Origin of the sequence: Alcaligenes sp. SJTW-7 (assembly GCF_047716895.1) — a bacterium.
Taxonomy (GTDB): Bacteria; Pseudomonadota; Gammaproteobacteria; order Burkholderiales; family Burkholderiaceae_B; genus Alcaligenes; species Alcaligenes ammonioxydans.
Genome location: NZ_CP136682.1, coordinates 2,103,380 through 2,125,463 on the forward strand (window position 1 = coordinate 2,103,380; position 22,084 = coordinate 2,125,463).

The window sequence follows — 22,084 nt, forward strand, 5'->3', positions numbered from 1 at the left end:
CCGTAGTTTCAGGGATGAATGACCAGACACATTATCGCCTGTTTACTCCGGTGCTGTCCCGGCTGCCTGGATCTTTGTGTCAGGCTGGACGGTTTCGGCAGACCATCCACCGCCCAAGGCCTTATACAACTCCACCCGGTTCATCAGCGAGGCCAGACCCGTCTGGATATAAGCCTGACGGGTTCCATACAGGCTGACTTCGGCCGTTTGCACCTGCAAAAAGCTGTCTATCCCCACCTCGTAGCGCAATTTGGCCAGACGCAAGGTCTCGCTGGCAGCCTGATCGACTTCCTGCAAGGCATCAATCTGCTGCCCATAGGTCGCCTCGCCCGCCAGTGCATCGGCCACCTCACGGAACGCATCCTGAATGGTTTTCTCGTACTGGCTGATCGCAATATCACGACGCGCCTGGGCCAGATCCAGATTGGCCCAGGTGCTGCCCGAGAGCAAGGGCATGGTAATTTGCGGCTGGAACTGCCAGTACCGGTTGTCTGAGCTGAACAAACCACCCAGCTCCGGGCTCATGAAGCCTAACAAACCGGTCAGACTCAAACGCGGGAAAAAAGCCGCGCGCGCCGCACCAATGCTGTAGTTCGAACCGCGCAGCACGTGCTCGGCGGCCAGAATGTCAGGACGACGCTCCAGCAACTGCGCCGGCAAGCCCACCGGCAAACGGGGCATCAACTGCGCACGGGTGAAGGGCACGCCAGCGGGCAGATCATCCGGGATCTCACCACCCAGCAGGACTTGCAAGGCATTCAAAGCACGTTGACGATCGCGTTCGACCGCCTGCATATCGGACCGCACAGTGTTGTATTGCACCTTGGCCTGATTCAGGTCCAAAGCAGACACCGTGCCGGCATCGTAGGAGGACTGCACCAAACGCAAAGTCTCTTGACGACTGCGCAAGGTGTTGCTCATCAAGGCATGCAGCTCTTCAGCCGTGCGTACCTTGAAGTAGGCCTCCGCCGTTCCCGCCACCAGCGCGATATGGGCCGTGCGTTGGGCCTGCTCAGTCGCAAAATACTGTTCGCGAGCGGCACGGGCCAGATCACGCACACGACCGAAAAAGTCCAGCTCAAACGCAGTGATGCCCACTCCAGCCTGGAACGTGCGGGTCACCGGAGCCGAGGTCGGGCCAGCAGGACGCAGCTCTGCGGGCGTGTGAGTGGCCTGCTGAGCTGCCTGAACGCCAATGCTGGGCAGTTGATCGCTGCGCGCCACGCCATATTGGGCGCGCGCCTCTTCGATACGTTGAGTCGCAATGCGCAAGTCGCGGTTGTTCTCCAGAGCGCGCTCAATCAGGACATGCAAGCGTGGATCGGTGAAGAACTCACGCCAGCCCAGATCGGCGGCCTGCACCGCCTCCGTCTGGCCCTGCTGGGCCAGGGGAAACTGAGCGGGCACCGGCGCCGCCGGACGCTCATACTTTGGCGCCAAGGAGCATGCCGACAAGGCAAAGGCTACAGCCAGCACCAGGGGACTACGTAAAAACATGCTAGACATCAGTGCTGTCCTCCTTGCGAACCGGGCTGCTGCGCAGCTTGCTTGGCCAGTTCTTCCTCGTGCAGTTTGGCGGCTTCGCCAAACAAGCGAGGCTTGGTTTTAAAGAGCTTGAGGATAACGACGAAGAAGGTCGGCACCATCAAGACAGCCAAAGGCGTGGCGGCCAACATGCCACCGAGCACACCCAGACCCACGGCGTTCTGGCTAGCTGCGCCCGCACCGCTGGAAGTCGCCAGTGGCACCACCCCCAGCACAAAGGCAAAGGAGGTCATCAAAATAGGACGAAAACGCAGACGGGCTGCTTCCAGGGTGGCGTCGATCAGTGTCGCGCCCCGGGCATACGCATCCTTGGCAAACTCCACAATCAGAATCGCGTTCTTGGCTGATAGCCCGATCACCGTCACGATACCTACCTGGAAGTACACATCATTCGGCATGCCCAGACCAGAGACCAGCAACACCGACCCCAGCATGCCCAACGGCACCGCCAGCATCACCGACAGTGGAATGGCCCAGCTTTCATACAAGGCCGCCAGCAGCATGAACACCACCAACACAGCCAGCCCCATCAAAATTGTCGACTGACCCGCTGCCTGACGCTCCTGGTATGACAGACCGGTCCAGTCCACCCCAAAGCCGCTAGGCAGCTGCTTCATCAGGTTTTCCATCTCGATCATGGCTTCGCCGGAGGTGTAGCCGGGTGCAGGACCGCCACCAATACGCACCGACTCGTAACTGTTGTAGCGTACGATCTGCACAGGACCCTGCTCAGTTGTCTGGCTGACAAAAGCGGACAGCGGAACCATCTTGCCTTCGCTATTGCGCGCGTTGAGTTTGAGCACATCATCGATGGTCATGCGGTAGGGAGCATCAGCCTGCAGCCAGACGTTTTGCACCCGACCCTGGTTCGTGAATTTACCCACAAAGGACGAACCCAGCGCACCGCTGATCAGGGACGAGACTTCGCTAAAGTTCACCCCCAAGGCCGCGGCCTTGTCCCGGTCAATCTCCAGACGAATTTGCTTGCCCGGACTCAGGCCGGTGATACGCACACTTTGTGGATCAAAAACAGGGCTTTGCTTGGCCAGGCTTAACAACTGATCGGCTGCCGCCATCAGTGCGTCGTGGCCCATGCCTGCCCGATCTTCCAGCCGCATATCGATACCCGAGGAATTACCCAGGGCAGAAATGGCCGGCGGCACAATGGCGATCACCATGGAGTCAGGCAAACCGAACAGCAGTTGACCCATGGCCCGGCCGGAAATGGCCTGTGCCGAGTTTTCCTCTCCCTTGCGCTCGTTAAAGTCCTTCAAGGGCACAAAGGCAATGGCCGAGTTCAAGCCGCTACCGTTAAAACTGAAACCCTGCACGGCAATGATGTTCTCGACCTGAGGCTGCTCTTTGAAGTAGTCCTCGACCTTGGCGATGGTTTCAATGGTGCGGTTGGCGGTCGAGCCGGCGGGCAGCTCAATATTGGCAATCACGTAGCCCTGGTCTTCTTCGGGCAGGAATGCAGTGGGCATGCGCACATACAGGAAGCCGAGCACCAACACCATAAGCAGATAGATAAACATCATCCGGCCGCCACGGCGCAAGGTCTTGCCTACAAAGCTTTCATAGCCGTTGGTCGTACGCATGAAGACACGGTTGAACCAGCCAAAAAAGCCACGCTTGGTTTCGTGATGACCTTTCGGAATCGGTTTCAGCAAGGTCGCGCACAGCGCAGGCGTGAAGGTCAAGGCCAGGAAACCGGAAAACGCGATGGACACGGCCATGGCTACCGAGAACTGACGGTAAATGACGCCGACCGAACCGGCCATGAAAGCCAGGGGCAGGAACACCGCCGACAAGACCAGCGTAATACCTACAATGGCGCCACTGATTTGCGGCATGGCTTTCTTGGTCGCTTCTTTAGGCGAGAGCCCGTCCTCGACCATGATACGTTCGACGTTCTCCACCACCACGATGGCGTCGTCGACCAAAATACCAATGGCCAGCACCATCGCGAACATGGTCAGCACGTTTACCGACATGCCCAGCACCTGCATCACCGCAAAGGCACCCAGAATGGCCACGGGCACCACCAAGGCCGGGATGACGGTGTAACGTACGTTCTGCAAAAACACGTACATCACGATAAACACCAGCACCATGGCTTCCAGCAGGGTGTAGACCACTTGCGTGATGGACTTGTCCACGTAAGGCGAGGTGTCGTAAGGAATATCGTAGCGAATATTATCCGGGAAAAACTCGGAGAGCTTTTCCATCTCGGCCTTGATGGCCGCCGCGGTATCCAGGGCGTTGGCCTCGGGCAGCAGGGAAATCGCAAAGGCCGCTGTAGGTTTGCTGTTCAGGCGCGCCCCAAACTGGTAGTTGTCCGCCCCCACTTCGACCCGCGCCACATCTTTGATACGCACCGTCGAACCATCCGGCTGGGAGCGCAAGATGATGTTCTCAAACTCTTCCACGGTCTGGAGCTGGCCATTGACCGTGATGGGCGCTGCCACACGCTGACTTTCCAGATTAGGAGGCCCGCCCAAGATACCGGCAGACACCAGCATATTCTGCTGGCGGATGGCCGTGGTGACGTCCGAAGGGGTCATCTGATAGCCGACCAGCTTGGCCGGATCAAGCCAGACCCGCATGGCTCGACCAGAGGCAAACAACTGGAATCGGGCCACACCAGGCACACGGGAAATCGTGTTTTTGATGTTGCGCTCGATGTAGTCGGCCAGCGCGGTCTGATCCAGGCTGCCGTCTGTCGAGGACAAGGTCGCCACCAGCAAAAAGCCGGTACTGGACTGCTCGACGTGCAGGCCCTGCTCCATCACTGCCGTCGGCAAGGACGCGGTAATGTTGCTGACCCGGTTCTGCACGTCCACCTGCGCCAGATCAGGATTGGTGCCGGGACGGAAGGTGGCGGTAATCTCAGTGGAGCCATAGGAGTCACTGACAGACTCGTAGTACAGCAGCCCCTTGGCGCCGTTCAACTGGTCTTCAATCACACTGGCTACTGTGCTGGCCACATCCTCGGCCGTCGCCCCCGGGTAGGTCGCCCGGATCGTGACCGAAGGCGGTGCCACATCGGGATACTGCGCCACGGGCATATTGGGCAATGCCAATAAGCCAAATAGCGTGATCGCCAAGGCAACGACCCATGCAAAAATGGGCCTTTCAATAAAAAACTGAGGCATGTCGCTTACTCGCTAGACTTGGCTTCGTTTGGCTCAGCCGCTGCGGCCGGCTGCTGTGCGGGAGTCGCATCAGAGGCTGGCGCCGCGGCGGGCTTATCCCCCTTCCAGGGAATGGTCTGGACCGGGGCACCGGGGCGAATCTTCTGGAAACCCTCAACAATGATCTGGTCACCGGCCTGCAGGCCTTTGTTCACGACATACTGGCCATCGTGCTCAGGTCCGAGCACCACGGGTACGGACTGAGCTTTTCCGTCACGAACCACGTAAAGATTGGATGAGCCATCCGAGGTGTACTGCACTGCCTGGGCAGGCACCAGCAAGGCATCGGGAATAACCCCTTGCTCCAGACGCAGGCGAACATACATACCTGGCAGGAGAATTTCATCGGGGTTGGGGAACACGGCCCGCAGCGTAACCTGGGAGGTGGACGGGTCCACACTGACACCACTAAACAGCAGCACGCCGTCCTGGTCGTACAGCGAGCCATCTTCCAGCACCGCCTTGGCTTTGGCCTGGCCCTCGCCGGCCGACTTCAGGCTCCCATCGGCCATGGCACGACGCAGCTGGCTAAGTTCGGCGGTCGAACGGGTCACGTCTATATACACACGATCCAGTTGCTGTACCGTTGCCATGTGCGTGGCATTGGTCGCTGACACCAAAGCGCCTTCGGTAATCAGCGCTCTGCCAATGCGTCCGGCAACAGGAGAGACAACCTTGGTATATCCCAAATCGATAGTGGCGCTTTCCAGGGTCGCCTGGGCGGCGGCAATGGAGGCCTCAGCCTGCATGGCCCGTGCCTTGGCGTTATCGTAATCCTGACGCGAAACCGCGTTTTCCTTGATCAGGCGCTCATACCGCTGTGCCAGTTGACGGGCGCTTTGCGCATCAGCCTGAGCATTTTTCAACTGGGCCGCCGCCTGATTGCGCACCGCACGGTAAGGGGCGGGATCAATGGTAAACAAAAGCTGGTCCTGCTTGACCTCAGCGCCTTGCTCAAAGTTGATCTCTTCAACAATGCCGGACACACGGGCACGGATTTGTGCATCTTTGATCGCTTCGACTCGTCCAGGCAGCTCGGAGAACAACTCGGTAGAGGTCGGTTGGACGGTAATCACGCTGACCGGGACCTTCATCCCGCCGGCCGGAGCTTGAGGCTCTTTGTTGCCGCAGGCGGCCAGAAGAACCAGGGAAGAGAAGACAGCAATGCGAAATGGCTGTCGACCCAGCAAGCTTTTAAATGACATGAAGAACTCCTGAGCTAAGCGTTGCATGGGAGTTTAACGCTTAAACTGACTGGATTGTATGGTTTGGACAAGCAGCAAGTATATGTCGAAAAAGCCTAAATCAAACAGCAAAATTTGCGATGAGACTCATTCCGATCATGCAATCATTTGGCGCCTACGAGTAGCCCGCTCCCACCTGATCCCCGTCCCGTCGTCGGCCCACCTCAAAAGAACACGTATTATCATATACCTAGGGTTTGATGAATATAAAAAAACCGCGTTTAACCCCCTAGAGTTGACGCGGTTTTCCAGATCCGGGATAGTGCTTTCTAACCGAGCAACAAACTATCGTCGGCCAGAGTTTCACCCCGCACCTTCTCGAACATCTCCAGCAAATCACGCACATCCAGACCCTTGCGCTGTTCACCGCTGACATCCAGCACCACCTTGCCCTGATGCAGCATTACCGTCCGATCGCCGACATCCAGCGCCTGACGCATACTGTGCGTGACCATCATGGTGGTCAGCCCGCCCTCACGCACAATGCGGTTGGTCAGCTGCAAAACAAAGTCGGCTGTACGCGGGTCCAGAGCGGCGGTATGTTCATCGAGCAGCAAAATTTTGGAGGGGCGCAAGGCGGCCATCAGCAAGCTGACCGCCTGGCGCTGACCGCCCGACAACAGACCGATACGATCCGTCAGACGGTTTTCCAAGCCCAGGCCCAAGGTTTCCAGACGCGCTGCAAACTCGGCGCGCATGGAGTGCCGCACTGCACGGCTTAAACCGCGACGACTGCCCCGACAGGTGGCCAGCGCCATATTCTCTTCGATCGTCAAGTCTTCACAGGTGCCCGCCATGGGGTCCTGAAACACCCGGGCCACCCAGTTGGCGCGCTCCCAGACGGGACGGCGTGTGACATCCACATTATCGATCAGGATGTGGCCTTCATCCACGGACTGATCGCCCGATATGGCATTCAAGAAGGTGGACTTGCCCGCGCCGTTGGAACCGATCACGGTTACAAACTGGCCTTCAGGAATCGTCAGAGACAGGCCGCGCAAGGCACGGGTTTCAATAGGCGTGCCTGGATTAAAGGTCAGGCACAGGTTTTTTGCTTCCAACATTACTGGGCCCCCTTCTGTTTACGAGCACGCTTTTTCTTGAGCAACGGAATCACCAGCGCCACCGTCACCAACAAGGCAGTCACCAGGTTCAGATCCTGCGCTTTCAGACCGATCACATCCGCGTTCAGCGCCAAGGCAATGAAGAAGCGGTACAGAATCGCACCGAGCACCACGGCCAGCGTCGCATAAAACAGCTTGCGGGCAGGCAGGATGCTTTCGCCCACAATCACGGCAGCCAAACCAATGACGATGGTCCCGATCCCCATGGAAATATCGGCCCCGCCCTGCGACTGAGCAAACAGGGCTCCCGCCAAGGCCACCAGAGCGTTGGAGATGGCCATGCCCAGCAAAAGCATATTGCCGGTTGCCACACCCTGCGCACGCGCCATGCGGGCGTTGGCTCCGGTAGCCCGCATCGCCAGACCCGTTTGCGTGCCGAAAAACCAGTCCAGTGCCAGCTTGGCCACCAGAACCAGGCCAATCAACAACAACGGACGCGCAATATAGTCGGCGATGGCGTCGGGCTGCAGAATCGTAAAGACCGTTGGCTCCATGATCAAGGGCACATTGGGGCGTCCCATGATACGCAGATTGATGGAGTACAAGGCAATCATCATCAGGATACTGGCCAGCAGATCCATGATTTTCAGACGCACGTTCAACCAGCCAGTGATGGTGCCCGCGATGGCACCGGCAAAGGTTGCGACCACGGTGGCTATAAACGGGTCATTGCCCTGGCTGATAAGGATGGCGGCTACTGCCCCACCCAAAGGAAAACTGCCATCGACCGTCAGGTCAGGAAATCGCAGGATGCGAAAAGAGATCAGAACCCCCAGAGCAACCAGTCCGAAAATCAGACCAATTTCCAGGGCCCCCCACATTGAATAGATAGACATATTGTTGGACGTCTAGGATACAAAAGAAACAGGCGGGCAGCTTGTGGCAACCCACCTGCAAGAAGCGGTCAGCTCAGGCTTATTCGACGATTTTTGTGGCGGACTTCACGAAGTCCTCGTTGAGCGAAACACCTTGACGCTTGGCCGCGCCCGGATTGACGTAGAGCTCCAGTTTGGTGCTGGTCTCGGAAGCCATGTCGCCCGGTTTTTCGCCTTTAAGAATACGAATGACCTGCTGACCGGTTTGCAGACCCAGATCGTAATAATTCACACCCAGGGCCGCAATGGCACCGCGGGCCACGCTGTCGGTGTCCGATGCAATCAGAGGCACCTTGGCATCAACGCCCACTTTGACCAAGGACTCGTAAGCCGACACGACGTTATTGTCAGTATTGGTGTAGATCACATCGACCTTGCCCACCAGACTGCGCGCCGCTGCACCCACGTCCACGGTACGAGGAGCAGTGGCTTCAACCAGCGTCATGCCGTGTTTGGGCAACAGCTCTTTCATTTCTTTAACAACCACGGCGGAGTTGGCTTCGCCAGGGTTGTAGACCATGCCCACGCGCTTGGCATCGGGCACAACTTTCTTGATCAGATCAACCTGGGCTTCCAGGGCCAGGGCATCGGACACACCTGTCACGTTGGTGCCCGAGGGCGCCATGCTGGGCACCAGATGCGCGACCACGGGATCGGTCACCGCGGAATACACCACAGGAATGGTTTTGGTTGCCGACACCACCGCCTGCGCGGACGGCGTCGAAATGGCCACGATCACATCTGCCTTGTCGCCGACAAACTTGCGGGCGATCTGGGCGGCAATCGCAGGGTTGCCCTGCGCGGTCTGAAACTGCCATTTGAAGCCGGAGGCTTCGGTGTACCCGGCATCGGTCAGCGCTTTGTGTACCCCATCCTTAATGGCGTCCAGGGCCGGATGTTCCACAATTGACGACACCGATACAGATTGCGCTTGAACGGCAGCGCCCGACATCAATCCAACACAAGCCAAAGCGGCCGCCACCTGATGCACCGATCTGATCAGTTTCATCCAATACTCCTTAGATGCAAAAAAACGAAAATTTTAGGTTTTAAGTCTAACGCGAACAGCCGGAATTTTCCCCCTGAGGTAATCCCTGCCCCAAGGCCTTATTGGCCCTGCATCTGGCGTCGAAACGAGAGCAGCTCGCGCGCCCAGCGCGTAGCCGGCAAACCATAATCAGCCTGCACCTGCTCGGCACGACTGAGCAGTTCGCCCGCGGTCATCTCCAGGGTGCTGCCTTTAAAGGCCAGAACGACCTGATTGCCCTCATCCATTTCGGGCAAGAGCAGTACTTTGCCATTAAAAGCGGCGCGAATGTTGTCAATATTATGTTTGAAGCTGGGATGCGCGCCAAAAAGATTGACGGTCATGATGCCCTCGTCTTCCAGAACGGCACGGCAGTCCTGATAAAACTCCAGACTGTCTCGCACAGGACCTTGCGCATCGGCATCATACAAATCCACCATCAAGGCCCGATATTGACCATGTTGCCCGCTGTCTTGTACCCATACGCCGGCATCGGCCTGATCGATCAGCGAGCGCGCGCTGCGAGGCAAGCGAAAGAAAGCATGACACATGCCAATGACCGAGGGATTCCACTCGACGGTCTGAACCTGGCACGCCGTCTGCTTCAAACAGAAACGCAGCAAGGACCCGGCTCCCAGACCCAGAATGGCCAGCTTGTGCTCAGGTTTGGGGTCTTCCATGAACAGCAACCAGGCCATCATTTGCTGCGTATAAGCCAAGACCAGCTCGGCGGGCTTGCGAATGCGCATCGCGCCTTGAATCCACTCCGTGCCAAAGTGCAGATAACGAATCCCTTCGCTTTCCGACAATGTGGGGCTGTCATCCCCCTGCTCACCTGCCATGAAACTCTTCCTTGCAAATCAGTCAGGCCCGCCCGCTCAGACCGAGTGCTCAGCGCGGGGCCACGCCCTGGTCCGAACCTGCAGACACAGAAAACATCGCCGGAAGGCGGCATTGCGCCACTTCCGGCGTTTTTTAGCAAGGCGCCATCATAACAGCGATCACCGCAGAGCAAAGAGCAGATTCAGACGCGCCCCACCATGACGACCGTATCCTGACTGCCATTCCAGACCCAGGGTGGTCAAGGCGTAGCGGGCTCGACCGCCTTGAATGCGAATCTGCCATTATCCCGATCAGAAGCCGCAAAGACTGGCTGCTCGACCAGCCAGTCCTAGACGTGGTTTCAACACAATTCCGTGTTATTGACTGGATGCTTAGGGGCCCACAAGAGGGGACGTGGCTAGACCGGTTTTGTCAGGATATATACGCCTGAACCAAAAAAAAACCGGAGAGCGGTTTGATCCGCTCCCCGGGTTTTCCATCCTCTCATCAAGGCCGGGACAACCGACCTGCGCAAGCTCAGGGACGCTCAAAAATAGCGGCAATCCCCTGCCCGCCCCCAATGCACATGGTGACCAGGGCATAGCGGCCCTGCACACGCTGCAGCTCATGCAAGGCCTTGACCGTAATGGCGGCACCTGTCGCCCCAATCGGGTGACCCAGGCTGATACCACTGCCGTTGGGATTGACTCGCGCCGGGTCCAGCCCCAACTCGCGCAATACCGCGCATGCCTGGGCGGCAAAGGCTTCATTGGACTCAACCACATCCAGATCAGACACGCTCAAGCCCGCACGTTCCAGCGCCAAACGGCTGGCTGGCACAGGTCCAATGCCCATAATGCTCGGGTCCACACCGGCGTGTCCCCATGACACCAGCCGGGCCAAGGGTTTGAGGCCGCGTTGGCGAGCTTCATCGGCGCACATCAGCAAAACGGCGGCCGCTCCGTCATTCAGGCCCGAAGCGTTGCCGGCCGTCACACTGCCTCCCTCGGGCAGGAACACTGGCTTCAAACCCGTGAAATTGTCCATGGTGGCATCCAGACGCACGTGCTCATCCTGATCAAACACAATCTCGCCTTTGCGGCTTTTCTGGATGATCGGCACGATCTGCTCTTTGAAGTAGCCCTGTTCAATCGCCCGCCGCGCACGCTGGTGCGACTCCAGGGCGAGCTCATCCTGCTCGGCACGGGTGACGCCATATTGACGGGCGACGTTCTCGGCCGTGATCCCCATGTGAACGCGATCAAAAGGATCGGTTAACGCCCCCGTCATCATGTCCATCATGACCGAATCACCCATGCGCGCGCCCCAGCGATGAGCGCTGGCCATGTACGGGGCTCGGCTCATACTTTCTGCTCCGCCTGCCAAAGCAACCTTGGCATCACCCACCAGAATGCCTTGTGCGGCCGAGACAATCGCCTGCAGACCGGAGCCACACAGCCGATTTACATTCATGGCCGGCGTTCCATGTCCCACGCCGGCTTGCACGGAGGCCACACGCGACAAATACATGTCACGCGGCTCGGTCTGAATGACTTGCCCCATCACCACATGCTGAACGTCTGCCGCTGATACACCGCTTCTGTCCAGCACCGCCCGCAATACGGTGGCCCCCATTTCAATGGGGGACACATTTTTCAAGCCCCCCCCAAAATCCCCAATCGCAGTACGACATGCCTGGACCACCACCACTTCTTTCATATGAATCTCCCTCCATCCCATTGGGATAAGATGACCTGCATAAAAAAAGCCAAGCTGACAAAAACGTTCACTCGAATATACACGGCTGCCATAGAAAACTATAAAGCAGACACAAAGACCTTAATTCGCAGTATGGTTTTATACCTTACCCACAAGACACGTTCTTGATAACTCTTTTTAAAGGATTGCCCCTCATGTACGAGCGTATCCTGGTCTGCACCGACGGCTCAGAACTGTCCGCCCATGCTGTCACCCATGCATTGAACCTGGCTAAAGCCACCGGCGCCAAACTGCTGGCTTTGCGCGTCATTCCCCGGTACCGCCAAAGTTACCTGGAAGGAGGCCCGATTCTGGATCAAAAACTCGATAGCCGCATCGAAGCATCCTGGGTGGAACACGCACAATCCGAACTGGCCGCAGTCAAGCAGGCCGGTAAAGATATTGGCGTGTCTGTCAAAGGCCTGGTGGTGAAATCAGAACTGGTAGCCGATGCAATCATCGCCACTGCCGAAAAACAAAAGGCCGACTTGATCGTCATGTCCTCGCACGGACGCAAAGGCTATAAACGTCTGTTGCTGGGCAGCGAAACCCAGCACGTATTGACGTATTCGGAAATTCCCGTGTTGGTCATCCGCAAAAAAGCCAAGAAAAAATAACACGCGACCAAGCATCTAAACGCAAACTCCGGTTTGCGTTTTTGATTCTCAGGAGGCTTGCATGAGCGTCAGCACACAGGAAAAACGTCGCCGTTTTCGGGCCTTGCATGAAAATGGCCTACTGATTCTGCCCAATCCCTGGGACATAGGCAGTGCCCGCCGGCTCGAGCGCATGGGCGCTCAAGCCCTTGCAAGCAGCAGCGCCGCGTTTGCCTGGTCCAGAGGATTGGAAGACTTTGAAGTGGGGCGCGACGCCCTGCTCGGCCACTTGCGCGAGCTGAGCGCCTGTACCAGCCTGCCCATCAACGCCGACTTTGAAAATGGCTTTGCCGATGAGCCCGAACACGTGGCCACTAACGTCAGTCTGGCCATTGAAACCGGCATCGCCGGTTTGTCCATTGAAGATCGGCAGACGCAGGGCCTGTATGACCTGGATCTGGCCGTTGCCCGGATGCGAGCCGCCAAACAAGCGATTCGCGAGAGTGGTGAGGATGTCATGCTGGTGGGCCGCTGTGAAGGCCTATTGATCGGTGCGCTCAGCCTGGAGGAGACCATAGCAAGACTACAGGCCTTTGCGGCGGCCGGGGCTGACGTGGTTTACGCCCCCGGTTTGCGAGTGCTGGACGACATCGCCCGTCTTGTTCGGGCACTGGCCCCTACCCCGGTCAATGTTCTGCTGATCCACCCCGGCCTGACCGTGCCCGATCTGGCCGCCATAGGTGTGCGACGAGTCAGCACCGGTTCCCAACTGGCCTTGGCAAGTTGGAATCATTTCGAACAAGTGAGCCTGCAACTGCTGGAGCAAGGCCACCTGCCCCCCACTGCAGCGCATCGCCCTTGGCCTTAGCGTGCCGTGACAGACCGGGCAGGCATAAAAAAGCGCAAGCAACCGGGCTTGCGCTTTTTAAGCTCTCAGTCAGAACTCAACTGTCCTGATTCTGCTCGCTGGAAGTGTCCGCCTTGGACTTCTGATCGGCTTCCACGACAGCTTTCTTGGGAGCCACCCAATTCAAGGGCTCGACCTCAAAGGCTTGCTTACGACGTACTGGTTTCGATTTGCTCACGAATAACTCCTGCTCAATATCGACAGGGGGCGCTGCCCTTAGCACCCCGATTTCTTTATTATATCAATGATTAGACCACAAATCAATTCCACACGCGTTATAAGCGCATTATCAGATCAAATTAGACGACGTTGAGCAAAAATAAAAGAAATTAAAACCGAGCTTTTCATAGACAAAAAGGACATCGACTTCTTCGCCCTGCCTTGCTGGCAGGAACCGAACAAGGCCCGGCCCTCCCCTCTCGCTTCACAAGTTGGATTACAACAATAAAGAGACCACGACATGCGCGATTCACACCCCACCGACCACCTGGATCGATCCTTGCGCAGTTTTCTGCGTATTGCACAATTAGGCTCCGTCAGCAAAGCGGCTGAAGATTTAGGACTGAGCCAATCGAGTCTGAGCAAACAACTGAGCGCACTGGAGCAAAGCCTGGGCCAGACGCTATTTATCCGCACCGGACGCGGCGTCAGCCTGAACGATGCCGGCGAGCTACTGCGCCAGGCAATTGAACCGGCATACAGCCGCATTGACAGCGCTATCCACGCCGTGCGCCAGGAACATGGCATCCATTCGGGCACGGTACGGCTGGCGACGGTGCATACCCTAAGCTACTACTTCATGTCGGATGTTGCAGCCGCTTTCATGAGCACCCACCCTGGCGTGAACTTGTCTCTGTTGGGGCGCAGCTCACCAGAAGTGGTGGCCTTGGTCGAAAGCGGCAAAGCCGACGTAGGATTTGTCTACGATTCGGCCGTAGACTGCGGAGGGCTGATTTCCCATTCTTTGTTTGACGATCATATGTGCCGCATCTCTGCCAGACACGAGGCCGTGCCCAGCACGGACCTCCGTCATCAGGACTTGCGCCTGATTGGTTTTCCGCCCCACTATGCCCTGCGCCGCATGATTCACAGCAGCGGGCTGCATCCCGAGTTTGTGGCTGAGGTCGAGACTATAGACGCCATGTTGCGACTGGTGGCGTCCGGACTGGGCGACTGTATTTTGCCCAGCCGTATTCCCGACACCTTGCTGCACGAGCATCAACTGCATAAATACCCCATCGAGCTCCCCAGCCTACAACGTCGGGTGGTGGCGATCTTGCGGGCAGACCGTGACCCACAAGCCCTGACCTCACGGCTGCTCGAATGTGCTTTACGCATAGCTCAAAGCGTGTGACAAGACACTGCAACAAGAGCGTGTCACAAGGGCTCGTTACAGATAGCCAAGCCGTAAAAAAACGGGCCTGACGACCGACATTTCAAGTCTGGAAATTGCCCAGAATCTTGAAGGCCCATCACCTGGCCCGCTCACTTAACGGCTCTAGCCCAAGGCCGGGTTCCCTCTGCGGCCTTGGATTGCACACTGCTTTATTTACTGTGCCACGCAGTCCACGTAGTAGCGTTTCTGACCAGTGGCATCCACCTCTTCCACGAAACCGTGAATATCAGTCCCAAAACCCGGGCACTGACGATGCAGTTCACGCGAGAACTTCAGGAAGTCCACAATCGTTTTGTTGAACGCTTCACCGGGGATCAGCAATGGAATACCCGGTGGGTACGGTGTAATCAGGTTCGTGGTGACACGACCTTCCAATTGATCGATCTCCACGCGCTCTGTGCGGCGCTGCGCAATGCAGGCAAAGGCATCCGCCGGACGCATGACCGGCACCACATCGGACAGGTACATATCGGTCATCAGGCGGGCAATGTCGTGCTTGGCGTAAAGCTGATGCACATGCTGACACAAGTCGCGCAAGCCCATTTCCTCGTAGCACGGGTACTGGCGCGCAAACTGCGGCAGGACACGCCAGACTGGCAAGTTGCGGTCATAGTCATCCTTGAATTGCTGCAGGGCAGTCACCAGGGAATTCCAGCGGCCTTTGGTAATGCCAATCGTGAACATGATGAAAAAGCTGTAGAGCCCAATCTTCTCCACGATCACGCCGCGCTGCGCCAGGAACTTGGTCACGATGGAGGCGGGAATGCCGGTTTCCCCGAATGCCCCCTTCAGATCCAGGCCGGGTGTGACAATCGTTGCCTTGATCGGGTCCAGCATATTGAAGCCGTCTGCCAGGGGACCAAAACCGTGCCATTCGCTATGCTCGGGATCGTCCGTGATGATCCAGTCCTCGGGCTGGCCCACCCCATCTTCGGCCAAGGTCGGCGGACCCCAGACTTTGAACCACCAATCGTCCTCATCGAACTGGGATTCCACCTTGCGCATGGCGCGGCGAAAATCCAGTGCCTCGATAATGCTCTCCTCGACCAGCACGCGACCGCCGGGCGGCTCCATCATGGCGGCCGCCACATCGCAAGAGGCGATGATCGCGTACTGCGGGCTGGTGCTGGTATGCATCAGATAGGCTTCATTGAACAAGTGGCGGTCCAGGCTACGGGTAACCGAATCCTGAGCCAGCACATGGCTGGCCTGACTCAGACCAGCCAGTAATTTGTGCGTGGACTGGGTGGAGAACACCATCGTCTCTTGAGGACGCGGGCGGTTCTTGCCCATGGCATGAAACTGACCATAGAAAGGATGAAACGCCGCGTGCGGAATCCAGGCTTCGTCAAAGTGCAGCACTTCCACATAACCATCCACCGCATTTTTGATGACCTGAGTGTCATAGATGATGCCGTCGTAGGTGGACTGAGTCAGCGTCAGCACACGCGGTTTCACCGTATCGGCATCCAGATGAGACAGCAACGGATGGTTGCGGATCTTCTCGCGAATGGTTTCGATATCAAATTCGCTACGCGCAATGGGGCCGATAATCCCGAAGTGATTACGAGTCGGACGCAAAAACACCGGAATGGCACCGGTCATCACAATGCTGTGCAGGATGGACTTGTGGCAGTTGCGGTCGACGACCACCACATCACCCGGTGCCACAGCATGGTGCCAGACAATCTTGTTGCTGGTGCTCGTGCCGTTGGTCACGAAAAAGCAATGGTCAGCATTGAAGATGCGCGCCGCATTGCGTTCGCTGGCACCAATGGCACCGTTGTGATCGAGCAATTGGCCCAGTTCCTCGACGGCATTGCAGACGTCGGCCCGCAGCATGTTTTCACCAAAGAACTGGTGAAAAATCTGCCCCACCGGGCTTTTCAGAAAGGCCACGCCACCGGAGTGACCGGGGCAGTGCCAGGAATAGGAGCCGTCCTCGGCGTAATCGAGCAAGGCTTTCAAAAAGGGGGGTTTGACCCCTTCCACGTAACTGCGCGCCTCCCGCACGATGTGACGCGCCACGAACTCGGGCGTGTCCTCAAACATGTGAATGACGCCTTGCAGCTCGCGCAAAATATCGTTTGGCATATGACGAGCGGTTTTGGTCTCGCCATAGACATAAATGGGCACATCGGTATTGCGTCGGCGAACAGCCCGGATAAAGGCCCGCAGATTGACCAGCGCAGGCGCACTGTCTCCATCTTGCGTGAACTCCTCATCATCGATGGACAAAATAAACGCACTGGCACGACTTTGCTGCTGGGCAAACTGACTCAGATCGCCATAACTGGTGGTTCCCAACACCTCGAAGCCCTCGGCCTCGATCGCATCTGCTAATACACGAATGCTCAGACCAGACGCATTTTCAGAACGAAAATCCTCATCGATGATCACAATGGGGAATTGATATTGCATGCCATGTCCTTAATACAAGGGAGTGCCGCAGGGGGCGGCAAAAAAAGGGAGGGACGCCAGTCGCTTTTGTGCTGCAGATCGTACCGATTTTCACGTCCCGTCATTTGACACTTGCTTTTCCCTACGTCCTTGGGCATAATTTTACATGTCCCAGGACAAAACAAAAGGCGTGGTGACAGATTGGCTATGTGACGGACTGCAAATCCGTTCAGGTTGGTTCGATTCCAGCACACGCCTCCATCTTGCTTGCAGTCAAGACCGACAAAACTGGCTTAAGTTCCGGTTTGATGCACACAGAAAAAGTCGCCTTTAGGGCGATTTTTTTATTCACTTTTCCTGGGCTGCGAATCGGCACACTCTGCGCTGCGGCCAAGTATTTTCATCCCACTTGGCCCTCCAATCCAACTTGGCCTGCAATTTAACACAAGCACGCGCGTGATCTGCGCAAAAAGCCCGCTTTTTCGTGCCCTAAAAACATCACTGTGCATGCAAGACCCGCGAGGTCTTGAACCCTGTCTTTGTAGCTGTTACATGCAAATAATGAACAGTGAAACTCCTGGCCTCACGTGTCTGCTTTTTACTACGACCTAGTACAAACATCCGCCATCCGTATTTGATTCACCCCCGCAAGCCTGCTGGCTTTAAAACCAGCCTTTGGCCTGCGCTGATATGATGGCGGCATTCGCGCATGCTCCAGGTCATCGAGCGGCTTTGTCCGCCTCGCTGGCCGCCTCTGCCTCACCCATAACCATAAGACCGTCTGCAAACGGTTTTCACCGATTCAAGTCGATTGTCGAACACCATGAAATTAACCACCTGGAACGTCAATTCTCTGAACGTTCGTCTTCCCCAAGTGCTGGACTGGCTGGCAGCCAACCCCGTTGATGTACTTTGTCTTCAGGAATTGAAACTGCCGGACGAACGTTTTCCTTTGGAGGCCTTTCAGGAAATGGGCTATCACGCGCATTGGGCTGGTCAGAAGACGTATAACGGCGTGGCCTTGATTTCCCGCGAGCCAGGCACGGACGTACAACGCAATCTGCCCAATTACGAGGACCCCCAGCAACGGCTGCTGGCTGCCACCTACCCCTCGCCGGATGGCCCGGTCCGTGTCGTCAGCGCCTATTGCCCGAACGGGCAATCGCTGGACAGCGACAAATACAGCTACAAGCTGGAATGGTTCGCCGCCTTGCACGACTGGCTGGAAAAAGAATTGCAGCAGTACCCCCGACTGGCTATTTTGGGCGACTATAATATTGCCCCGGCCGACCAGGATGTCTACGATCCCGTGAAATGGGGGGTGGATGTGCTGGTCTCCCCGCCCGAGCGCGCGGCGTTCGAGCGCCTGCTGGCTCTGGGACTACATGATGCCTACCGTCTGTTTGAGCAAGAGGGCAGCCCGTTCACCTGGTGGGACTATCGCCGTTTTGCGTTTCGCCGTGATGCCGGGCTGCGTATTGACCATGCCCTGCTGTCTGATGAACTGAAGGCGCGCTGTCTGGCCTGCGAGATTGACCGTGAGCCACGCGCCAATGAGCAACCTTCGGATCACGCCCCCGTTACCGCCATCCTGTCTTTTAGCTGACACACTCACTTCATTATGCAAATTCAAAGCCAAATCATCGAGCAGACCGACTCGGCCTATGTGCTTGAGATCACCTTGGAAGAGGAACACAAGGTCTGGGCCTATCTGGCCGTCAGCGAACCTGATCTGGATGCGGTTGCCACCATTGTGCCTCCCGAACAATTCGAGGCAGGAGGCGATGTGCATGTCATGGCCATTGCTCAGGCAACGGACGCCCCGCAGGAAGTGGAAGCCGTGCTGTTTTCCATGAACCCCAACGATACGGTCGTCTTTCTGTGCGCCGACACGGCCAGTGTGCAGGCTGTCCTGAATGAGTTTGGGCAGACCGACCCAGACAGCCATTAATTTTTTTATAAAAACACCACTATTTGAGTCCGCTCTCCATGTCCACGAGCTATCCTGGCACCGTTTTTATGGTTGTCGCCCCTAGCGGGGCCGGCAAATCCAGTCTGGTCAACGCCCTGTTGACCAACGATTCCAACATCATGCTGTCCATCTCGGCCACCACGCGCGCGCCGCGTCCCGGAGAGAGTCACGGCGAGCACTATTTCTTCGTGGATAAACCACGTTTTGAGCAGATGTGTGCTGACAACGCCATGCTGGAATGGGCTAAAGTCCATGACAACTACTATGGCACCCCGCGCGAACCCATTCAGAAAGCCTTGCAAGAAGGCCGTGATGTGTTGCTGGAAATCGATTGGCAAGGCGCTCGTCTGGCCCGAGCCCATTTTCCTGAGGCCGTAGGCATTTTCATCCTGCCGCCCTCCTTACCCACCTTGCAGGCGCGTTTACGCAAACGCGGCCAGGACAGCGAAGAGACGATCGCCCGTCGCCTGGAGGCGGCCGAGCACGAAATCGCCCATGTTCACGACTGTCAATATGCTATTATCAATGAGGATTTTGATACGGCATTACAGCAGCTATTGAGTATTGTGCAGGCCAGTCGTTTGCGCACTGCCACTCAGTCAGTACGGCATCGCCAACTCTTTCAACAATTAGGCGCAAATGCCCTGCTGAACCAGGGCTGATCTCCTTCTTATTTCTTTTTGATAACAGGTCTACTATGGCTCGCATCACTATCGAGGACTGCCTGGAGCAGGTCCCTAATCGTTTCAAGCTCACTTTGGCCGCAGCTTACCGTGCGCGTGAATTGGCCCAAGGCCACGAACCACGCCTGGAGAGCAAGAACAAGCCTACGGTTACCGCCTTGCGAGAAATTGCCTCGGGCGCGACCGGTCTGGAAATGCTGCGTAAAGTTCCTACCTGATCGACACGGGCGGAGCACAGTATGGCATTTTCTGGTTTACGGGGCGCATCGTCTGGGCTGTTGGCCGTCCTTAAAAAAGGTTCACGGCTAGGGCGGCGCAAGCCTAAAGAGAAGACGCCCGCGGCCCAGGCATCGGCCGTGCCAGACAGCGCCAACCCGCCGATTGCCTCGCTGGCTCCCCTCACCAAGATCATCTCGCAGTACCTGGACCCCAAAGATGTGGAACGGGTACGCGAAGCCTACCGCTTCTCCGACCAGGCGCATCTGGGGCAGTTTCGCGCCAGTGGTGAACCCTATATCTCGCACCCGATTGCGGTTACGGAAATCTGTGCCGGCTGGAAGCTGGATACCGATGCCCTGATGTCAGCCCTGCTGCACGACGTGATCGAAGATCAGGATGTCACCAAGCAGGAACTGGCCGAGAAGTTTGGTACAGATGTAGCCGAGATCGTGGATGGCCTGTCCAAACTGGAACGGCTGGAGTTTGCCACCAAAACGCAACAGCAAGCTGACAGCTTTCGCAAGATGCTGCTGGCCATGTCGCGCGATGTACGCGTCATCCTGATCAAGCTGGCTGACCGCTTGCACAATATGCGTACGCTGGACGCGGTCAAGCCCGAAAAGCGCCGCCGTGTGGCCCAGGAAACCCTGGACATTTATGCTCCGATTGCACATCGTCTGGGCTTGAATGCCCTGTTTCGCGAGCTGCAAGACCGCTGCTTCAAGGCCATCTATCCCAACCGCTATAAAGTGCTGCACAAGGCCTTGCTGGCTGCGCGTGGCAACCGCCGAGAAGTCTTGAGCAAGATCACCGAAGCCGTCAAGATTGCCTTGCCGGCTGCCGGGATTGATGCCGAAATTTCCGGCCGCGAAAAGTCGCTCTACAGCATTTTCTGCAAGATGGTCGAGCAGAAGAAATCCTTTTCGGATGTGCTGGACATTTACGGCTTTCGCGTCATTGTGCATACCTTGCCCGAGTGCTACCTGTCTTTGGGCACCCTGCACCAGCTCTATCGCCCCGTGCCAGGGAAATTCAAGGACTACATTGCCATCCCTAAAGTAAATGGCTATCAGTCCCTGCACACAACCTTGATTGGCCCCTACGGCACCCCCGTCGAGTTCCAGTTCCGCACGCGTGAAATGGACCATGTGGCCGAGGAAGGTGTCGCCTCTCACTGGCTGTACAAAGAAGATGACGTCACCCTGAACGATCTGCAAAAGCGCACACACCGCTGGCTGCAGTCCTTGCTGGATATTCAAAGCCAGACGGGTGACTCCACGGAGTTTCTGGAACACGTCAAGGTTGACCTGTTTCCCGATGCCGTTTACGTTCACACGCCTAAAGGCAAGATTATTTCTCTGCCACGCGGCGCGACGCCAGTCGACTTTGCCTACAGCATCCATACGGATATTGGCAATCACGCCGTGGCGTGCAAGATCAATGGCGAGTTCGCCCCCTTGCGCACTGAGCTGAAAAGCGGTGACTCGGTGGAGATCATTACCTCCCCGGCTGCCCGACCCAGTGCCCAATGGTTGAACTACGTCCGTTCGGGCCGCGCCCGTTCGGAGATTCGCCACTACCTGCGCACCGTCAAATACGAGGAATCCGTCGCCTTTGGCCGTCGCCTGCTCGATCAGGCCTTCGACCAGCTAGGTTTGCCTCACGCCACAGACGACGATCCCAACTGGGACAAACTGGCCAAGGGATCGGGCGCCGCATCCCGTGAAGAAATTCTGGCCGATATCGGTTTGGGCAAACGTCTGGCCGCCGTGGTAGCCCGGCGCTTTGCCCCGGAAAACCCTTTGCTGGAAACAACAGCTGCTGAATTTGACGAAATCAGCGCCAACACCTCGGCCCCTATTCTGATTCATGGCAACGAAGGTCAAGCCGTGCAACTGGCCCCCTGCTGTGGGCCTTTGCCTGGTGACGCCATTATTGGGGGGATTCGCCTGGGCCATGGCCTGGTAGTGCACATGGCGGAATGCGCGGTGGCACAGCGCGCCCAGGCCAAGGAGCCGGAGCGTTGGGTGCCGGTGATGTGGGACAGTAATACCGCCCGCCATCTGTCCACCCGACTGGATGTCACCACCATTAATGAACGGGGCGTTCTGGGGCGTCTGGCGGCTGAAATTACCGATGCCGACTCCAACATCTTGCACATCTCCATGCCCGACGAGTCGGCAGCCACTTCCGTACTGCATCTGACCGTTCAGGTGGACAGTCGTACTCATCTGGCCCGCGTTATCCGGGCGATTCGACACGTTCCTCAGGTTCAGAAGATTGTGCGTGTCAAAGGCTAAGCCCATCCGCCCAAGCAAGGTC

18 protein-coding genes and 1 tRNA gene are annotated in these 22,084 nt (G+C 57.1%); 9 read left to right on the top strand and 10 right to left on the bottom strand.

What is annotated here, in order from left to right; all coding sequences use genetic code 11:
* Positions 1-42: 42 nt before the first annotated feature.
* From RSQ48_RS09425 to RSQ48_RS09460, 8 genes are all read right to left on the bottom strand, one after another.
* The gene (locus RSQ48_RS09425; RefSeq protein ID WP_415301722.1) at positions 43-1,506 is read right to left on the bottom strand and encodes an efflux transporter outer membrane subunit; all 1,464 of its coding nucleotides are present in this window, start codon (positions 1,504-1,506) and stop codon (positions 43-45) included.
* Positions 1,506-4,700 carry an efflux RND transporter permease subunit gene (locus RSQ48_RS09430; RefSeq protein ID WP_059317584.1) on the bottom strand — a complete coding sequence of 1,065 codons (3,195 nt, stop codon included), beginning with the start codon at positions 4,698-4,700 and terminating at the stop codon, positions 1,506-1,508. The genes RSQ48_RS09425 and RSQ48_RS09430 overlap by 1 nt, the downstream gene beginning before the upstream one ends.
* Positions 4,701-4,705: 5 nt before the next feature.
* A complete protein-coding gene (locus RSQ48_RS09435) occupies positions 4,706-5,944 on the bottom strand; it encodes an efflux RND transporter periplasmic adaptor subunit (protein WP_415301723.1) in 1,239 nt (412 codons plus the stop codon).
* A gap of 308 nt (positions 5,945-6,252) precedes the next feature.
* Positions 6,253-7,047, bottom strand: a complete 795-nt coding sequence (locus RSQ48_RS09440; protein WP_003799689.1) for an ABC transporter ATP-binding protein — start codon at positions 7,045-7,047, stop codon at positions 6,253-6,255.
* Positions 7,047-7,943: an ABC transporter permease gene (locus RSQ48_RS09445; RefSeq protein ID WP_059317583.1), complete on the bottom strand. Its 897-nt coding sequence runs from the start codon at positions 7,941-7,943 to the stop codon at positions 7,047-7,049. Before RSQ48_RS09445 ends, RSQ48_RS09440 begins: the two co-directional genes overlap by 1 nt.
* A 79-nt stretch (positions 7,944-8,022) precedes the next feature.
* Entirely contained in the window at positions 8,023-8,991 is a 969-nt protein-coding gene (locus RSQ48_RS09450; RefSeq protein WP_003799686.1) for an ABC transporter substrate-binding protein, read from the bottom strand.
* A 98-nt stretch (positions 8,992-9,089) separates the two neighbouring features.
* Positions 9,090-9,851, bottom strand: coding sequence for a hypothetical protein (locus RSQ48_RS09455; protein ID WP_003799684.1), 762 nt, complete (start codon positions 9,849-9,851; stop codon positions 9,090-9,092).
* 517 nt (positions 9,852-10,368) lie between these two features.
* The gene (locus RSQ48_RS09460) at positions 10,369-11,550 is read right to left on the bottom strand and encodes an acetyl-CoA C-acyltransferase family protein (RefSeq protein WP_059317581.1); all 1,182 of its coding nucleotides are present in this window, start codon (positions 11,548-11,550) and stop codon (positions 10,369-10,371) included.
* Between the two features lie 194 nt (positions 11,551-11,744).
* Here RSQ48_RS09460 and RSQ48_RS09465 point away from each other — a divergent pair, with 194 nt between their 5' ends.
* Both RSQ48_RS09465 and RSQ48_RS09470 read left to right on the top strand, forming a co-directional pair.
* Positions 11,745-12,206, top strand: a complete 462-nt coding sequence (locus RSQ48_RS09465; RefSeq protein WP_003799679.1) for a universal stress protein — start codon at positions 11,745-11,747, stop codon at positions 12,204-12,206.
* A 61-nt stretch (positions 12,207-12,267) separates the two neighbouring features.
* Positions 12,268-13,053 (top strand): isocitrate lyase/PEP mutase family protein, encoded by a 786-nt coding sequence (locus RSQ48_RS09470; protein ID WP_003799678.1) that lies wholly within the window; start codon positions 12,268-12,270, stop codon positions 13,051-13,053.
* A 76-nt stretch (positions 13,054-13,129) separates the two neighbouring features.
* Here the strand turns inward: RSQ48_RS09470 and RSQ48_RS09475 are convergent, their stop codons facing one another.
* Positions 13,130-13,270 carry a hypothetical protein gene (locus RSQ48_RS09475; RefSeq protein ID WP_157784319.1) on the bottom strand — a complete coding sequence of 47 codons (141 nt, stop codon included), beginning with the start codon at positions 13,268-13,270 and terminating at the stop codon, positions 13,130-13,132.
* Positions 13,271-13,552: 282 nt separating this feature from the next.
* Here RSQ48_RS09475 and RSQ48_RS09480 point away from each other — a divergent pair, with 282 nt between their 5' ends.
* Positions 13,553-14,446 carry a LysR family transcriptional regulator gene (locus RSQ48_RS09480; protein WP_003799675.1) on the top strand — a complete coding sequence of 298 codons (894 nt, stop codon included), beginning with the start codon at positions 13,553-13,555 and terminating at the stop codon, positions 14,444-14,446.
* Positions 14,447-14,641: 195 nt separating this feature from the next.
* On the opposite strand, the gene RSQ48_RS09485 is transcribed toward RSQ48_RS09480, so the two are convergent.
* Positions 14,642-16,909: an arginine/lysine/ornithine decarboxylase gene (locus RSQ48_RS09485; RefSeq protein ID WP_219234865.1), complete on the bottom strand. Its 2,268-nt coding sequence runs from the start codon at positions 16,907-16,909 to the stop codon at positions 14,642-14,644.
* Between the two features lie 166 nt (positions 16,910-17,075).
* Between RSQ48_RS09485 and RSQ48_RS09490 the strand changes: the two genes are divergently transcribed.
* The 6 genes from RSQ48_RS09490 to RSQ48_RS09515 all read left to right on the top strand — a co-directional run bounded on the left by RSQ48_RS09490 (position 17,076) and on the right by RSQ48_RS09515 (position 22,062).
* Positions 17,076-17,149, top strand: a tRNA-Cys gene (locus RSQ48_RS09490).
* Positions 17,150-17,711: 562 nt separating this feature from the next.
* Positions 17,712-18,494 carry an exodeoxyribonuclease III gene (gene xth / locus RSQ48_RS09495; RefSeq protein ID WP_003799672.1) on the top strand — a complete coding sequence of 261 codons (783 nt, stop codon included), beginning with the start codon at positions 17,712-17,714 and terminating at the stop codon, positions 18,492-18,494.
* 15 nt (positions 18,495-18,509) lie between these two features.
* Positions 18,510-18,839, top strand: coding sequence for a hypothetical protein (locus tag RSQ48_RS09500; protein ID WP_003799670.1), 330 nt, complete (start codon positions 18,510-18,512; stop codon positions 18,837-18,839).
* A gap of 38 nt (positions 18,840-18,877) precedes the next feature.
* Complete coding sequence (gmk, locus tag RSQ48_RS09505) at positions 18,878-19,522, top strand: guanylate kinase (protein ID WP_003799667.1); 645 nt, start codon at positions 18,878-18,880, stop codon at positions 19,520-19,522.
* A 35-nt stretch (positions 19,523-19,557) separates the two neighbouring features.
* A complete protein-coding gene (gene rpoZ / locus RSQ48_RS09510) occupies positions 19,558-19,761 on the top strand; it encodes a DNA-directed RNA polymerase subunit omega (RefSeq protein ID WP_003799665.1) in 204 nt (67 codons plus the stop codon).
* Between the two features lie 21 nt (positions 19,762-19,782).
* Positions 19,783-22,062 (top strand): RelA/SpoT family protein, encoded by a 2,280-nt coding sequence (locus RSQ48_RS09515; protein ID WP_219234867.1) that lies wholly within the window; start codon positions 19,783-19,785, stop codon positions 22,060-22,062.
* Positions 22,063-22,084 lie beyond the last annotated feature (22 nt).